Here is a 15,367-nt window from a genome sequence, read left to right as displayed (position 1 = left end):
CATAATCTGAGACACGTTCTCTACGATTATCTATAACCAAAAGACGCTCTCCCAAAAGGGAGGGCGTTTTTGCATTGGTTAACGTTCATTAATTCAGAATTTAAGTAATAATTTCAAAAAGTAAATTTTACGGGTAATAATTGCTAGCAGCGCAGATAATTGCCTCAAAGCTCAAGTATAGGGAGAAGCCAAGAATGATTTTACAACGTGGGCATAGGGTAGTAGCCGCTTTATTGCTGTCAGTGGTACTACTGACAACAGGCTGTAGTCCAAAAGCACCTGGACGTTTTGACCAAGCGCAAAAAGAAAGCACTCAACAGAAAAACGTTGCTGTGGCTAAAACTGCAACTCAGGGTAGCGAATTTAATAAACTTTTCCCTGATTCAGGTGATGGCTACCAGCGCGTCTATACTCAAGAGAAAAAAGGCTTTGCTGAAGCGAAGTTGAGAAAAGGCGGTAAAGAACTAGCGTTGCTATCTATTTCTGATACCACAAGTACACCTAATGCAGCAGCCAAGTTCTCAAAAAGCACCAAAAAAATTGGCGGTTATCCCGCAATAGAAGTTGGTAAGACGCAAACTGCAATTTTAGTAGGTAAGTACCAAGTAAAAGCACTTTCTCGCAATCCGTCATTTACAGCTAGCGATCGCGCAGATTGGTTAGAGAAGTTTAATCTTAATGGTCTAGCCAAACTGAAATGAGCGAAATTGCCGACATTGAATATAACAAAAACTAAGTAAGGAGATTTTTGTGAGCAAATCGATTGTTGAGTTGGTTGATAAATTACCAACTGGCGGCTTAACCATTTCTATGTTGAAGTCCCTCGATTTTGTTGCTCCTGGGGAGTGGCAAAATACCGTCGGCTTTGTTAACACCATTAAAACTGTCACTGGCGAAGACGACGAAGATTTAATTCAGCAAATTGGTGAACGAGCAATTTATTTATTCAATGACAAATCCCAAGGATACCAAACAGCCTTGTGGTTATATCAAACCGTTGATGGTACAGATAAAGCCCTTGGTGCAGCCGCTTTAGCTAACAAAGTCGGTGAAAAAATTCCTTTTTTGGGTTTTTTAAACTCTGTCACTCCCAAAGCAGACAAAGCCCAAACCATCGATTTGACATTAAAATTAGTGGCTGAGTTGGTAGCCTTTTGCCAAATTAACGGCATTCCTGGAGACAGTATTGGCGATTTTGTCGCCTCTTTAGGTGAGTATAGTGGTGAGTCGCTCATCCGCATGGTGGCATTAGTTTGTGTTGATGGTTTGATACCTTTGGGCCCAGATTTCATTAGCAAAGCCATATCTGGGCTTAATCAAACAAATCCACAAGAGTTAGAACAAAATTCGACTTTCCAAAACATCAAAGATGTAATTCCAGGGAACAATGCTGGTAGTAAACTCAACTTTATCGGTGAAAGCTTTGACTCAGTTAAAGGCTGGATGAATGGTATTGTCAGTGCGAATAATTTAACGCCACACAAGGTAGTTAGCAATTTACACAGTTTTGTCGATGTTGCTGATGACAAGTTAGACTACCTGGCTGCGTTCTTGGATGTATCTACAAATTATTATGAACACACTGGTACGCAAACTTTAGCACGTCGCTTGATTGAACGGGCGGTGGCTGAGATTTAGCTTATATCAGGTTCGGTTAAATACTTATGATATCTGTAGGTTGGGTTAAGGAACGAAACCCAACACGCTGATCCTTATTTATGTTGGGTTTCACTGCCGTTCAACCCAACCTACATTGATAAATTTTATTATAAGTAATCACCCGAACTTGATATGATACCTAATCTCCAATTTCTACTGCGGTAAACGCAAATCTGCTGCGATCGCATACAAGTAAGGTTGAAAAATAGCTAAGTTTTCTAGTTTATCAAACTTACCTGTTTGCGAACCTGTGTCAAATGCAGTGGTAATTACGTAAATTCTAGTCCCATCAAAAGCAACATGACCGATATGTTGCTCTTGTACTCCACCTTTTTGCTTAAGTCCGGCGAACCCATAGCGGATACCCTGAAGCTTGCCAATCGGTACTTGTTGCGGTGGGTAGGTTGAGAAAGTAATCTCTCTTCCATATTCAGTCTGACGATCTTTCTCAAAAGCAGCGTAGTGTTCTGTAACCCAAGCCTTGAGTGCTGATAATACCTGGGTTTGATACTTAGGATTTTGATAGTCCGCTTGAGAACCAGGTGTAATACCAGCTGCTACGAGTTTCTTTTGAAAATCTTCATTGTTTGCTAATGGGTAAACATTAATCTCAACTGTACCTAAACGTTCCCCTTTGGAAGAGATACACAACAAAGGTGCATTTCCTTCACAAGCTGCAACTTGCCAGTTAGTTGGAACAGCAGTGTTTCCCAGGATTTTCTGCCAGATATTTCCCTCTTTAGGATTGGGAAGTTTAGCAACGGTAGGAGGTTTTATCGCTTTGGGCGGAGAAAATTGAGGAAGAATAAATTTTGCTCCCAGAGGTACTGATACCACTAAGATAGAACCTAGTAATAAATGATAAAGTCGTAACATTTTTTTCAAAATCCAGAGCCAAGGATTGCAGACTAACGATATCTACAATACTTTATGGGTACAGAGGAAGGATATATAGGAATCTGACTTGATAAATGAAATTATTTGCGTAGGTAGGGAGTAGGGAGTAGTGAATTAACCTTTTCGAGATGTACGGAGTTTTTTCAGAAAAGAAATCAAATAGGAGTCCTATATTTATATAGCGAGGCAACAAGCAAGAGAAAGAAAGGCTCTTTGAATTATACTGAGTTTTTTCAAAAATCAAATATGAGTACTTCTCATTTCTGCGTTATGTGGATGAATAGTTTAAGGCTAGATATAAAAAAATATTCCAGCAGAGTGCGGCCTTTGGCTTTACCTGCTGGAGACTCTAAATGTGAAACTTTTAGGAATCGACTTTAGTAGCGATTGTTGTTGCGGCGGGCATTACCACCACTCCAGTTACCACGAGGAGAACTGCTTCTATCCTCACGAGGTTTAGCTTTGTTCACTTTCAAGTCACGTCCCATCCATTCAGCACCATCAAGTGCATCAATGGCAGCTTGTTCTTGTGTGTCTGATTCCATTTCCACAAAAGCGAACCCACGAGGCCGGCCTGTTTCCCGATCTGTGGGTAGTTGAACACGATTTACTGTTCCGTATTCTGCAAAAGCCTGCTTTAAGTCCTCTTCTGTAACCTGATAGGACAGGTTCCCGACGTAAATTGACATAGAAATCTCCGAATTCAGGGAGTGTAGAGAGTTAAATTCGGAGAGACGTTTTTAGAAATCAAAACTAGTTACTCAACCGAAAATAATCTTTATGTCCATGAGTGTAGCACAGCCATCCGCCTTTGAATATCGTCTAATGGTGAATTTTATCCCTAAGTAAAACCATTACAACAGGTTTGCATACCTGCCAATGAAGGGATTTTGTTGTTTGTACTATGAAAGTTACATTTTCAACAGGAAATCGGTTTTAACTAGCGATCGCTCAGGTATTTAGTCTTTGAAAATTCAACTGTGGACTAAAGGTAAAGATTATTATCGGTAGTGGGTGCAATCATAACATGCATAACTGTTTTAAACACAAAATTAAAAAATACTCGTCCTCAAATGCCCTATTAGCTATGGTCAAACTGTGCCAAGGTCTTTTCTGCTTCCTTGCACAGTAATTCATGATATTCACCATTACTAGCCAGCAAACCTCCCCATTGATTGATATCACCAGTGTTATACTGCAACGGAGTGCCATCAAAGTGAGTAAACTGACCACCAGCTTCGGTTAAAATCAGTTCTGGTGCTGCCATATCCCAGTCTTTGGGCGCAGACTTGCCGGAAAGGGAAATGTAGATATCTGCCTGTTGCTCGACAATGGTGGCAATTTTGCAGCCTACACTACCCACAGATTTTTGATTTTGGCAGGGTAAGTTTTGTAGTAAATAATCTAAGCGTTGGTTGCGGTGAGAGCGGCTAACAACTAAAGTTAAATCCTCAACTCGTTTACCTGATGACACTTGTAAAGGAACAGATCCGTTACGGGTTTCTACAAATGTCCCTTTACCTTTGGTAGCGTAATATAATTTTTCTGTTTCTGGTACTGCTACCACTGCTAAAACTGGGCGTGTTTCCTTGACTAAAGCAATGTGAACTGCATAGTCTCCAGTTTTTTCGATAAAGTCTCGTGTACCATCCAAAGGGTCAATTATCCATACCCAAGGGGCAGAAGGGTGTGCGCCCATTGGCGATTGATAAGTTTCTTCGCTGATGTAAGCAAAATCTTCGTTACCCAAAGTTGCTTGTAGTTTCTGCAAAATATATTGACTCACAGCTACATCGGCAACGGTAACAGGCTCATTTTGTTTATATTGTATGTCTAAATTAGGGTCTTTTGCAGTGCCGTGGTAATACGATCGCAGTATATCTGCTGCGCCCCAACCGATATCACGAGCGATCGCTAATATTTCTTGTAAGTCTTTCATTAAATTTGACCTTGTATAATTTAGCTTTTTAAATTCATCCAGCGCCGAGTGCCAAAAAATTTACACGAATCAGCAGCAATATTAGCTGCTAGCGCCAGCGCATCAGTAAAACTTTCCCGGAGAATGTAATGACAAAAAGCACCGTGGAAAATATCTCCAGCCCCCAATGTATCAACCGTTTGTATTTGCGGCACATCTACGATACCAGTTTTAGTGCAACTCAAGTATTCAATTGGTTTTTGCCCGTGGGTAATGGCAATGTAAGGAATGTCAAATCCACCCAGATAGGCAAAAACGTCTTCTCCAGTCTGGCAGTTAGGGGGACAAAAATTAGCCGAACAGATGGCATAATCCACAAATGGCAAAATTTGCTCAAATCCAGGTTTCCAACTACCACCATCAATTACGACTGGGATATTCTGAGCTTTAGCCATTTGAGCTATGGAATAACTAACCGCAATTTGATGTCCATCAATCAGTACTATGTTGATATTTGACAAAATATCTGGTGGGATAGATGCGCTGCTAGCTTGAGTTTTGACAGCATTCATCGAAACCACAGCCCGTTCACCCGTGGACTGAGTGACAATAATTGAGGAAACAGGCGGTGCTAAATCAGTGGTAGGCTCAAGGTCTGCGATCGCAATGTAATTTGCCAAATCACCTCGAATTAGCTGTGTCATCGGGTGAGAACCTACTACACCCAAGACTGTAGCCTGATTACCTAAATAATTGAAAGTCACAGCTGCGTTGGTTGCTGGCCCACCTGCCGCTACAGTATAGTCAGTAGCGACAATCTTCTGATTATTCTTTGGGGCAGAGTCAGCAAGGTAAATCAAATCCAAGGTTACTAAACCCACAAATAACCCACGATCCGATTTTCGATTTTGGATACTTCGACTTCGCTCAGTACAAGTTTTGGATTTTGGATTAACCATATATCATATATGTTTCGTAATTATTTTTAACTCTTGTACAGACGCGATTTATCGCGTCTCTCCTGTCTTTCTTGCACAGACGCGATGAATCGCGTCTCTACAAAGCACAGACGCGATGAATCGCGTCTCTACAAACTCCTAACTCTTTCTCATGCAAACCGATCCAAAACCAAGAACACTTTACGTTGTCGGCACACCTATTGGCAATCTGGAAGATATAACTTTTCGGGCAGTCCGAATTTTGCAGACTGTGGATATTATTGCTGCGGAAGATACCCGTCACACAGGGAAACTACTACAACATTTTCAAGTTAAAACTCCCCAAGTGAGTTACCACGAACACAATCGTACCAGCCGGATTCCAGAATTATTAGAGCATTTAACTAACGATAAAGCGATCGCTCTGGTGAGTGATGCTGGAATGCCAGGAATTTCCGATCCTGGATATGAACTGGTGAAAGCCTGTATTGAGGCGGGGATTTCAGTAGTTCCTATTCCTGGCGCTAGTGCAGCAATTACTGCTTTGAGTGCAGCTGGATTACCAACTGATCGATTTGTCTTTGAAGGCTTTCTCCCGGCGAAAACTCAACAGAGACAAGAACATTTAGAATCTCTGCAAACAGAATCTCGCACATTGATTTTCTATGAATCGCCCCACCGCTTGCGAGATACTTTACAAGATTTAGCAGAAGTTTGGGGAAGCGATCGCCAAATTGTGCTGTGTCGAGAGTTAACGAAATTGTATGAAGAATTTTGGCGGGGGACAGTTGCCGAAGCGATCGCTCATTACAGCCAACGAGAACCCCAAGGTGAATATACATTAGTCGTGGCAGGAATTCCAGCCAGTCAGCCCCAACTGACAGAAGAGGAATTGAAAGCCGAATTGAAACAGTTAATTAGTCAGGGAATATCGCGATCGCAAGCTAGCCGTCAGTTAGCAAAATTTACCTCCCTTCCCCGCCGCCAACTCTATCAACTAGCTCTTTCTATAGTCTTCAATCCTGAATCGTAATCTGCAAATATGTAGTAAATGCCAGTCAGATAAACAGGAAATATGCAACTACAAAACAAATTTTTCCAGACAATTCCCCGCACTGTTTGGGTATTGGGATTTGTCAGTCTGCTGACAGATATTAGCTCTGAGATGATTAATTCTGTATTGCCCTTATTTCTGGTGTCAGTTTTAGGGGCGAATGTGTTGACTGTGGGTATTATCGAAGGCATTGCAGAAGCAACAGCTTCAGTTTTGAAAATCTTTTCGGGAGCGTTGAGTGATTACCTGGGACATCGCAAGGGATTGGCGGTATTTGGGTACGGCTTATCTACCTTTGTTAAACCACTATTTGCTCTAGCTACCAGTTCCACTGGGGTGTTAATAGCTCGATTTGGCGATCGCATTGGCAAAGGAATTCGGGTAGCGCCCCGCGATGCTTTAGTTGCCGATTCCACTAATCCAGAGGTACGCGGAGCAGCCTACGGATTGCGTCAATCTCTCGATACTATCGGAGCATTCTTGGGGCCATTGGCAGCATTTACCTTGATGGCTGCTTTCCAAAACAACTTCCGCCTCGTTTTTTGGCTAGCACTCATTCCTGGTTTTTTGGCGGTGGCTTTATTAACTGTAGGAGTAAAAGAACCGATAACAAAGCAAACTCAAGTAAGCCGAAGCAACCCTCTACAATGGGAAGCTTTACGCAGTTTGGGTCAAAAATATTGGGTACTCGTAGCAGTGGCGCTACTATTCAATTTAGGAAACTCTAGCAATGCCTTTTTGTTGTTGCGAGCCGAGCAAATAGGGATTTCTGCCTCACTCATCCCGTTAACATTAATGGTGATGAATATGGCTTACTCCTTTAGCGCCTACCCAATAGGAATACTTTCCGATCGCTTGGGTAGATTTTGGCTATTAGTCGGTGGATTTCTCTTATACGCTCTAGTGTATCTGGGTTTTGCCTTCGTACAAGCAGCTTGGCAAGTCTGGGGATTATTTGCCCTTTATGGTCTGCATTTGGGTATGAGTAAAGGATTGCTCTTGGCGTTAGTGGCAAATAGTATACCTGAAAATCTGCGCGGCACTGCTTTTGGATTTCTCAACTTGGCTGTAGGATTAGCGCTTTTACCTGCGAGTTTGCTAGCTGGTGGGTTGTGGCAAACATTGGGAGCAGATGCGACATTTATCGCTGGAAGCTTGTTTGCATTGCTAGCTGGATTATTATTAATCACTCAAAGAAACAAATATTGATTCGACTGAAAGCAAAAATGGTGTAACTGATTTACAATCAAATCAATGGCGATGGAGCTCGCCAAAACCGCCTTTTCAGTTCTAAAAATAATTACTCAAAGGCTGATGGCTCCTACTTTCTCTGCTTGCTGCGGGAGAGTAGGGCTTGGCTAAATGCATTACCTGACTCCCCTGTAGAAAGTATAAATCTACAAATTGCGCCTCAAGGAGTCATGGGATGTTAGCGAGTATATTGTGGATTTTAATGATGGGCTTTTTTGCGGGTCAACTTGCCCGTCGTTTAGTAGCTCCGCCTTTAATTGGCATGATTTTAGTGGGGATTATTCTTGGCCCCCAAGTTCGGAATGTCATCAGTGAAGATGTGCTGGGTGCTGCTGATGAGTTAAGAACTTTGGCGGTAATGATTATTTTAATGAAAGCCGGACTGGGGTTAGATCGAGAAAAGCTAGCTCAACAGGGAACAGTAGCGCTACGTTTGGGGTTTTTGCCAGCAGCAACAGAAGCGATCGCGATCGCTCTTACCGCTATGATAATTTTTAAATTTGACTTTCCCACTGGGTTACTTTTGGGCTGTGTAATTGGCGCTGAATCTCCGGCTGTAATTGTCCCAGGAATGCTCAGGTTGAAAAGTTTAGGTTGGGGCGTGACTAAAGGAATTCCTGATGCAATTTTAACTGGTAGTGCTTTATCAGATGTGCTGCTATTACTAGTCTTCAGCCTACTACTAAGTTTCTTAGGTGAGGGAGGTGTTGAGCAGATTGTCCTACCTGGGGGATTGACTTTGACTGCTCTGCAATTGCTGCCATTCCAAATTATCATGCAAATATTCTTGGGAGTATTGTTTGGCTATTTAGCAGCACATTTATTAGTTTTACTATTAATCAAACAAAACTGGACTCAGAATACTGTTCAAGATACTGTGATTGCTGCCAGTTTAGCTTTATTCCTAGTAATTTCCGCTCATGCCTTGCCTTACTTTTCTGGTTATTTGGCTGCAATGGCGATGGGGTTTTTCTTAATTGAATTAGATGCTCCCTTAGCTCGAAGATTACGCGGCGGATTTGACAGTTTATGGATAGTAGCAGAGATTTTTTTGTTTGTCTTGTTAGGGGCAACTATTCAACTGCAAGTATTAGAAAAGATTCTGTTACCTGGGATGATAATTCTGGCAATCGGTTTACTGATCGGTAGGATGTTGGGCTGGTATCTCTCAACATTGGGTAGTAATTGGAATTGGCGAGAAAGATTATTTCTGCTACCAGGAAACTCAGCAAAAGCCACAGTCCAAGCTGCCATTGGAGCAATACCGCTCTCCCAAGGAATTGCCGGAGGTGAGATAATTTTAGCGATCGCAGCTCTCTCAATTTTAATCACAGCACCATTAGGCGCTTGGGCAACCATGACTTTTGCCCCGAAATTGCTCACCAAAGGCGAAGTTGACCCGACCAAGGTAACAGTTACTACTCGTACAGTATTGCTGGCAGCCGTGGATACATCGAGTTTAGCCACAGAAGTTTTAACAAAAGTAGCAGATTTAGCACGCCGCAGTAACGGGGAAGCGATCGTCTTGCATGTAGTTAACACTTCAAATCAGCAAGATATCCAACAAATAAAAGAACAAAGCAAACAGTTGTTATCTGATATCACCTATGAGTTTTTGACTGTTACAGGCGCAATACCAGAAGAAATTATTCGCATTGCCGAGGAGTATTCTGTCACTGCGATCGTGATGGGAAAACGCGGAAATCAACCTTGGCAAAAAGTGCTGATTGGCTCAGTATCACAAGCAGTCTTAGAAGCCAGTCCAATACCTGTAATTGTGCTAGAAAACCGTCAAACTAACTCCATTTAATTGCGAATTACGTACAGCCCTTTGGGCATGAAAACCGCGTAGCGTGCCGGAGGCTCTATTACGAATTACGAATTAATATGATACATCTACGTCAATTTGAACCTTTTATTGCCTTACCCCACCTAATCAAATGGCTGCCTATTTTCGTTGTAGTTGGCATTCTTGCTGGAACGGCTTCTGCGGTTCTTTTAGCATCACTAGAATGTGCAAACGATTGGCGAGAATCGCATCGTTGGATTATCGCCTTGCTGCCTCTTGGTGGCTTCTTGAGTGGTTGGATTTGTCATCACTTTGGTCAAACTGTAGAAGCTGGAAATAACCTTTTACTAGAAGAAATCCATAATTCCAAAAGTGTTATCCCCTTCCGTATGGCTCCTCTCGTTTTGTTAGGAACAGACCTAACACATTTATTTGGAGGTTCAGCAGGTCGTGAAGGTACAGCATTACAAATGGGTGCTTCTTTGGCAGACCAGCTAACTAAAATATTACATTTTCAAGGAGCCAATCGGCAAATTTTATTAACGGCGGGTATCAGTGGAGGATTCGCTTCAGTTTTTGGCACTCCCTTAGCTGGAACTGTATTTGGTCTAGAAGTTTTAGCAATTGGTAGAATTTATTACGATGCTCTTTTCCCTTCTTTAATTACTGCGATCGTTGGAAATCAAGTAACCTTACTATTGGGTTTGCATCATACAGCATACCGACACGCTCCCTCTATACCGACACTCACAACTTGGGGGCTGATTTCTGCCATTATTGCGGGTGCAATATTTGGAATAGTCGCAAGATTTTTTGCTAAAGTAACTCACCAAGTTAGCCACTTCTTTAAAGCCAAGATATCTTACAGCATTTGCGGCTGTTATGAGGTACAGTAGCAGCAACTAGCAAACCAGTTTCTTAAATGTTGAGGATTTATTAAATCGAGCGCAACTGAGATTAAGTTATCAACCATTTCTGTTGTAGTCGGAGCAAAACTGCGTAAAAAAGATTTAAGTTGTGACCACCATAATTCAATGGGATTAAAATCGGGGGAGTATGAGGATAAACAAATAACTTTACAGACGAAACCCACCTCCGTGGGTTAAAAATTCTTGATTTCCTCTTAGTCCACGGAGGTGGACTTTGTTTGTGTAGTAGCGAATTCTATTCGCCTCATACTTTTTAAACTTTCAGTATAAAAAAAATTGCTAATAACCGATTACCAGTAAGGCTTTCATCAGAAAAGTAAGCTAAACTTTTATAGCCAATGATTGCCTAAAAATTTCATAATTAAAGATAGAACATCCCAATGGAGAATATAAAAATGCTAGAACAATATCGTAAACACGTTGCTGAAAGAGCAGCACTCGGTATTCCTCCTTTACCATTGGATGCGAAGCAAACCTCAGAATTATGTGAATTACTGAAAAATCCGCCAAAGGGTCAAGAGGATATCTTATTACATTTATTGAGCGATCGCGTTTCTCCTGGTGTTGATCCAGCAGCTTATGTCAAAGCCGGATTTCTCACCGCGATCGCTAAAAAGGAAATCACCAGCCCCTTGGTTTCGCGCATAGAAGCGGTACAATTGTTAGGGACAATGATAGGTGGTTACAATGTGCAATCTTTAATCGATTTGCTGCAATTTCCCACTGTATCCGTCTCAGACTCATCTGAAACACCTCTAGTAATGGGTGGACAAGGAAAGGAACCCATTTCCGCCTACGCCGCCAACGCCTTAAGCAAAATCCTCTTGGTGTATGACGCTTACCACGATGTTTTAGAGTTGTCTAAAACCAATCCTTTCGCCAAACGGGTGATTGACTCTTGGGCGGAAGCTGAATGGTTTACCATGCGCCCCACAGTTCCAGAAGCGATTACTGTCACCGTTTTTAAAGTTCCTGGCGAAACCAATACCGACGACTTATCACCCGCCCAAAGCGCCACAACTCGCCCGGATATTCCCTTACACGCCTTGGTGATGTTAGAGTCACGGCAACCGGGAAGCTTACAAACCATTGCCGAACTGAAGAAAAAAGGGCATCCTGTAGCTTACGTAGGAGATGTTGTTGGTACAGGTTCCTCGCGTAAATCTGCCATCAACTCAGTATTGTGGCACATGGGAAATGATATACCATTTGTGCCAAACAAACGCGCTGGGGGTTATGTTTTAGGTGGTGCGATCGCGCCAATCTTCTTTAACACAGCAGAAGATGCCGGTGCTTTGCCTATTCAGTGCGATGTCACTAAACTCGAAACCGGTATGGTAATTACCATCCATCCCTACAAAGGCGAAATCACCAACGAAGCAGGCGAAGTCATTTCCACCTTTGCCCTCAAACCTGACACCATCCTCGATGAAGTCCGCGCAGGTGGACGCATCCCCCTACTTATTGGACGTACCCTCACCGATAAAACTCGTCTTGCACTAGGTTTAGAACACAGCACCGTTTTCACCCGTCCCCAGCAAGCCTTTGATACAGGCAAAGGCTACAGCCTAGCACAGAAAATGGTAGGTAAAGCTTGCGGATTACCTGGTGTGCGTCCCGGTACATCTTGCGAACCCATTATTACTACCGTTGGTTCTCAAGATACCACAGGCCCCATGACCCGCGACGAATTGAAAGAACTCGCTTGTCTTGGTTTCAGTGCAGACTTAGTAATCCAAAGTTTCTGCCACACAGCAGCTTATCCCAAACCAGTAGATATCCAAACCCATCACGAACTCCCCGATTTCTTCGCCTCTCGTGGCGGTGTCGCCCTCCGTCCCGGTGATGGTATCATCCATTCTTGGTTAAACCGGATGCTGTTACCCGACACCGTGGGAACTGGCGGCGACTCTCACACCCGCTTCCCCTTGGGTATTTCTTTCCCCGCCGGTTCTGGGTTAGTCGCTTTTGCAGCCGCCTTGGGTGTCATGCCTTTAGATATGCCAGAGTCAGTTTTGGTAAGATTTAAAGGTGAATTGCAACCAGGTGTCACCCTCCGCGATGTCGTGAATGCCATACCCTACGTGGCAATTCAAAAAGGTTTGCTGACAGCAGAGAAGCAGAATAAGAAAAACGTCTTCTCCGGGCGAATTTTGGAAATAGAAGGATTGCCAGATTTAAAAGTTGAACAAGCTTTTGAACTCACCGATGCTAGCGCCGAACGTTCTTGTGCCGGATGCACAATTAAGCTGAGTGCAGAGACAATTTCTGAATATCTGCGTTCTAACATAGCGCTGTTGAAAAATATGATAGCACGGGGCTATCAAGATGCGCGTACCATGCTGCGCCGTGTGGCAAAGATGGAAGAATGGTTAGCAAATCCCGTGTTATTAGAAGGCGATGCTGATGCGGAGTATGCCGAAATAATTGAAATTGATTTGAACGAAATCAAAGAACCAATTGTTGCTGCTCCCAATGACCCCGATAATGTTAAGTTATTATCGGAAGTTGCTAACGATCCAGTGCAAGAAGTATTCGTCGGTTCATGTATGACGAATATTGGTCATTATCGGGCAACAGCGAAAGTTTTGGAAGGTGCAGGTGAAGTGAAAACTCGCCTGTGGATAGCGCCACCAACCCGCATGGATGAACACCAATTAAAAGAAGAAGGTGTATACAGCGTTTTTGGGGCTGCGGGTGCTAGAACAGAAATGCCAGGGTGCAGTTTGTGCATGGGTAATCAGGCGCGAGTTGCTGATGGCACAACAGTATTTTCTACCTCTACCCGCAACTTCAATAATCGCATGGGTAAAGATGCGCGAGTGTATCTTGGTTCAGCAGAATTAGCCGCAGTTTGTGCGCTGCTGGGACGGCTTCCGACAGTACAGGAATATTTGGATATTGTGGCGAGTAGAATTGAGCCTTTTGCAGATGATTTGTATCGGTATTTGAACTTCGATCAAATCGCCGATTTTGAGGATGAAGGGCGAGTGATTTCTAAAGAGGAGCAGGCTTTGTTAGTATAGTTTAATTAGGTGGGTGTTATACCCACCTAATTTTTAGCATTTCTAAGAGGAATATTAATGAGTAGCCCATCTTTTATAAATGAAAAAAATCTTTATGAACAAGACTTTTACTTATGGACACAAACAATTGCCCATCAGTTAAAAGAAAATAATTTTCATGAAATAGATATAGTTAATCTAATAGAAGAAATTGAAAGCATGGGGAGAAGTGAAAAACGCGAGTTAAAAAATCGATTAATTGTGCTATTAATGCACTTACTGAAATGGCAATATCAACCAGAAAAACGTAGTGAAAGTTGGCGCAGTACCATTTCTGAACAACGTATCTGTATTGAAACATTATTAGAAGATAGTCCAAGTTTGCAACCTCTACTTGCACAAGTATTTGAAGATTGTTATCAAAAAGCTCGTCTCAAAGCATCTGATGAAACAGGGATTAAGTTAAATTTCTTTCCTAAAGAATCTCCTTTTACATTAGAAGAAACCTTAAAAAATAGTTTGAAGAGCGCGTGATTTTTTAGGAGAGGGTTAAGTAAATCAGCACGAGCAAACAAAGGTGTATTGAGTTTTGTAAAAAACCTGTAATGATTCATTTATAAGCTCTTTAATGACTTTATACTTCGTTACATAGGTTGATTCTTTAACACCGACTTACCTACTTTTACAAGGTAGCAAGTTAAAAATATGTAAATGAATATAAATTAACTATTGATTGCACGAATTTATATTTTACAATAGCTTACTAAAAGAGCTTAGTAATGGAAGCAAAAATTGATAATTCTCTGTACTCACAATGATGGAGGGGTAGGTAAAACAACCTTAGCTGTCCATGTTGCAGGTATTCTTCTATCCCAGTTAAACAGAACCCTGCTGATAGACTGTGATGATCAGGCAGACTTTTGGCAATTCTACACTGGTAGAACTCCTATTAAGTCACAAGATTTAAATACTCAGGATAATATAACTATTATCTGTAACAAGGATCGTAAATCAATTAGAGGTTTGGCAAAGCCACAACAATACGATCATGTTGTTTTAGATATTGACAGTCCTCTGCAAAACACCGTTCAAGTAATTATTGGTAACGAGCCTGGACTCATATTGGTTCCAGTCAACAAGTCTCAAAAAACCAAGGCTTTACGTAATCTTCCCAGGACGCTTAAAGTAATTTCCCAACTATCAAAACCAGGTTTTGCTCCAGAAGTTAGAATTGTTCCTTTAGGAATAGCAGCAGAGGCTGTATCGCAGGTAGTCGAAAAAATAGAAATTGAAAATAAACCAAAACAATGCAATATTTCTGCTGAAATGCCAGATTTACAAGAGCAGATGCAAATAGCTATCTACAAGGATAGAAAGTACATTTGGGATTATGAAGACTACAAAAATTTATATGAATACTTTTGTACACTTATAGAAATTTAGAGGAGCTAAATATGTCAGTAAGCAGCCAAGAAAATCAACATCATAATTTTCCAGTTGAACAAGCTATTAATGATGGTAAAAGTCAGGCTGCTGAACTTGAACAATCAGAATTAGAAATTATTCTTGAGTTCACTGAAACTCAAAGGAATATGATCATGGAGCTTACATCAGCTCTTACATTATCCGTAGAGGTTTTGTTGGAAACAGCAATTAGCTATGTTTATTATAACTATAAAAAATATCAGGAATTTGCAAATAAGCTTGAAGAGTTAAGCATTGCACAAAAAAATATATATGAGCAGGCTCATAAGCAAATTGAAAATTCTCCCAAGTGTCGTAAGACCCTAACTAAAAAGTTGATATTAGCTGCTGAAATATCTCATAAGCTTGAAGAGTTAGGCATGGCAGAAAAAATTAATGAGTGCGTTGCTACAGGTATCGATATGCTATATAAAAAATTGACTAACGATAAATAGAGCAAGAA

Annotated in this window: 14 protein-coding genes and 1 riboswitch; of the genes, 10 read left to right on the top strand and 4 right to left on the bottom strand. The window is 41.7% G+C overall.

Annotated features, from left to right (window positions below; translation table 11 throughout):
- The first annotated feature begins 194 nt into the window (after positions 1-194).
- Entirely contained in the window at positions 195-701 is a 507-nt protein-coding gene (locus VB732_RS27855) for a hypothetical protein (RefSeq protein ID WP_323234114.1), read from the top strand.
- A 49-nt stretch (positions 702-750) separates the two neighbouring features.
- Positions 751-1,638 (top strand): hypothetical protein, encoded by an 888-nt coding sequence (locus tag VB732_RS27850; RefSeq protein WP_323234113.1) that lies wholly within the window; start codon positions 751-753, stop codon positions 1,636-1,638.
- A gap of 174 nt (positions 1,639-1,812) precedes the next feature.
- On the opposite strand, the gene VB732_RS27845 is transcribed toward VB732_RS27850, so the two are convergent.
- The 4 genes from VB732_RS27845 to VB732_RS27830 all read right to left on the bottom strand — a co-directional run bounded on the left by VB732_RS27845 (position 1,813) and on the right by VB732_RS27830 (position 5,433).
- Entirely contained in the window at positions 1,813-2,535 is a 723-nt protein-coding gene (locus VB732_RS27845; RefSeq protein WP_323234112.1) for a hypothetical protein, read from the bottom strand.
- Positions 2,536-2,933: 398 nt separating this feature from the next.
- Positions 2,934-3,245, bottom strand: coding sequence for an RNA-binding protein (locus tag VB732_RS27840; protein ID WP_323234111.1), 312 nt, complete (start codon positions 3,243-3,245; stop codon positions 2,934-2,936).
- Positions 3,246-3,637: 392 nt separating this feature from the next.
- Complete coding sequence (locus VB732_RS27835) at positions 3,638-4,495, bottom strand: 3'(2'),5'-bisphosphate nucleotidase CysQ (protein WP_323234110.1); 858 nt, start codon at positions 4,493-4,495, stop codon at positions 3,638-3,640.
- 20 nt (positions 4,496-4,515) lie between these two features.
- On the bottom strand, positions 4,516-5,433 hold the full coding sequence (locus VB732_RS27830; protein WP_323234109.1) for a sugar kinase: 918 nt from the start codon (positions 5,431-5,433) through the stop codon (positions 4,516-4,518).
- A gap of 151 nt (positions 5,434-5,584) precedes the next feature.
- Here VB732_RS27830 and rsmI point away from each other — a divergent pair, with 151 nt between their 5' ends.
- The 8 genes from rsmI to VB732_RS27790 all read left to right on the top strand — a co-directional run bounded on the left by rsmI (position 5,585) and on the right by VB732_RS27790 (position 15,359).
- Entirely contained in the window at positions 5,585-6,445 is an 861-nt protein-coding gene (gene rsmI, locus VB732_RS27825) for a 16S rRNA (cytidine(1402)-2'-O)-methyltransferase (RefSeq protein WP_323234108.1), read from the top strand.
- 42 nt (positions 6,446-6,487) lie between these two features.
- Complete coding sequence (locus VB732_RS27820; protein WP_323234107.1) at positions 6,488-7,675, top strand: MFS transporter; 1,188 nt, start codon at positions 6,488-6,490, stop codon at positions 7,673-7,675.
- A gap of 38 nt (positions 7,676-7,713) precedes the next feature.
- Positions 7,714-7,797: riboswitch (Fluoride riboswitch) on the top strand.
- Between the two features lie 95 nt (positions 7,798-7,892).
- Positions 7,893-9,527 carry a cation:proton antiporter gene (locus tag VB732_RS27815; RefSeq protein WP_323234106.1) on the top strand — a complete coding sequence of 545 codons (1,635 nt, stop codon included), beginning with the start codon at positions 7,893-7,895 and terminating at the stop codon, positions 9,525-9,527.
- Between the two features lie 77 nt (positions 9,528-9,604).
- The gene (locus VB732_RS27810; RefSeq protein ID WP_323234105.1) at positions 9,605-10,402 is read left to right on the top strand and encodes a chloride channel protein; all 798 of its coding nucleotides are present in this window, start codon (positions 9,605-9,607) and stop codon (positions 10,400-10,402) included.
- A gap of 428 nt (positions 10,403-10,830) precedes the next feature.
- Positions 10,831-13,461, top strand: a complete 2,631-nt coding sequence (gene acnB, locus VB732_RS27805; protein WP_323234104.1) for a bifunctional aconitate hydratase 2/2-methylisocitrate dehydratase — start codon at positions 10,831-10,833, stop codon at positions 13,459-13,461.
- A 57-nt stretch (positions 13,462-13,518) separates the two neighbouring features.
- The gene (locus tag VB732_RS27800; RefSeq protein WP_323234103.1) at positions 13,519-13,974 is read left to right on the top strand and encodes a DUF29 domain-containing protein; all 456 of its coding nucleotides are present in this window, start codon (positions 13,519-13,521) and stop codon (positions 13,972-13,974) included.
- 258 nt (positions 13,975-14,232) lie between these two features.
- Positions 14,233-14,883 carry an AAA family ATPase gene (locus VB732_RS27795; protein WP_323234102.1) on the top strand — a complete coding sequence of 217 codons (651 nt, stop codon included), beginning with the start codon at positions 14,233-14,235 and terminating at the stop codon, positions 14,881-14,883.
- A gap of 11 nt (positions 14,884-14,894) precedes the next feature.
- Positions 14,895-15,359, top strand: a complete 465-nt coding sequence (locus VB732_RS27790) for a hypothetical protein (protein ID WP_323234101.1) — start codon at positions 14,895-14,897, stop codon at positions 15,357-15,359.
- Positions 15,360-15,367: the final 8 nt, after the last annotated feature.

This window comes from Nostoc sp. UHCC 0252 (assembly GCF_034931145.1).
Lineage (GTDB): Bacteria > Cyanobacteriota > Cyanobacteriia > Cyanobacteriales > Nostocaceae > Nostoc.
The sequence above is the reverse complement of the archived record's forward strand: the minus strand, read 5'-3'. Positions and strand labels throughout refer to the sequence as shown.

What these genes read in the sequence shown, in the direction of transcription:
- VB732_RS27790 (WP_323234101.1), top strand. Translation starts at nt 14,895, where the DNA reads ATGTCAGTAAGCAGCCAAGAAAATCAACATCATAATTTTCCAGTTGAA.
- rsmI (WP_323234108.1), top strand. Translation starts at nt 5,585, where the DNA reads ATGCAAACCGATCCAAAACCAAGAACACTTTACGTTGTCGGCACACCT.
- VB732_RS27815 (WP_323234106.1), top strand. Translation starts at nt 7,893, where the DNA reads ATGTTAGCGAGTATATTGTGGATTTTAATGATGGGCTTTTTTGCGGGT.
- VB732_RS27810 (WP_323234105.1), top strand. Translation starts at nt 9,605, where the DNA reads ATGATACATCTACGTCAATTTGAACCTTTTATTGCCTTACCCCACCTA.
- VB732_RS27840 (WP_323234111.1), bottom strand. Translation starts at nt 3,245, where the DNA reads ATGTCAATTTACGTCGGGAACCTGTCCTATCAGGTTACAGAAGAGGAC.
- VB732_RS27855 (WP_323234114.1), top strand. Translation starts at nt 195, where the DNA reads ATGATTTTACAACGTGGGCATAGGGTAGTAGCCGCTTTATTGCTGTCA.
- acnB (WP_323234104.1), top strand. Translation starts at nt 10,831, where the DNA reads ATGCTAGAACAATATCGTAAACACGTTGCTGAAAGAGCAGCACTCGGT.
- VB732_RS27830 (WP_323234109.1), bottom strand. Translation starts at nt 5,433, where the DNA reads ATGGTTAATCCAAAATCCAAAACTTGTACTGAGCGAAGTCGAAGTATC.
- VB732_RS27835 (WP_323234110.1), bottom strand. Translation starts at nt 4,495, where the DNA reads ATGAAAGACTTACAAGAAATATTAGCGATCGCTCGTGATATCGGTTGG.
- VB732_RS27800 (WP_323234103.1), top strand. Translation starts at nt 13,519, where the DNA reads ATGAGTAGCCCATCTTTTATAAATGAAAAAAATCTTTATGAACAAGAC.
- VB732_RS27845 (WP_323234112.1), bottom strand. Translation starts at nt 2,535, where the DNA reads ATGTTACGACTTTATCATTTATTACTAGGTTCTATCTTAGTGGTATCA.
- VB732_RS27820 (WP_323234107.1), top strand. Translation starts at nt 6,488, where the DNA reads ATGCAACTACAAAACAAATTTTTCCAGACAATTCCCCGCACTGTTTGG.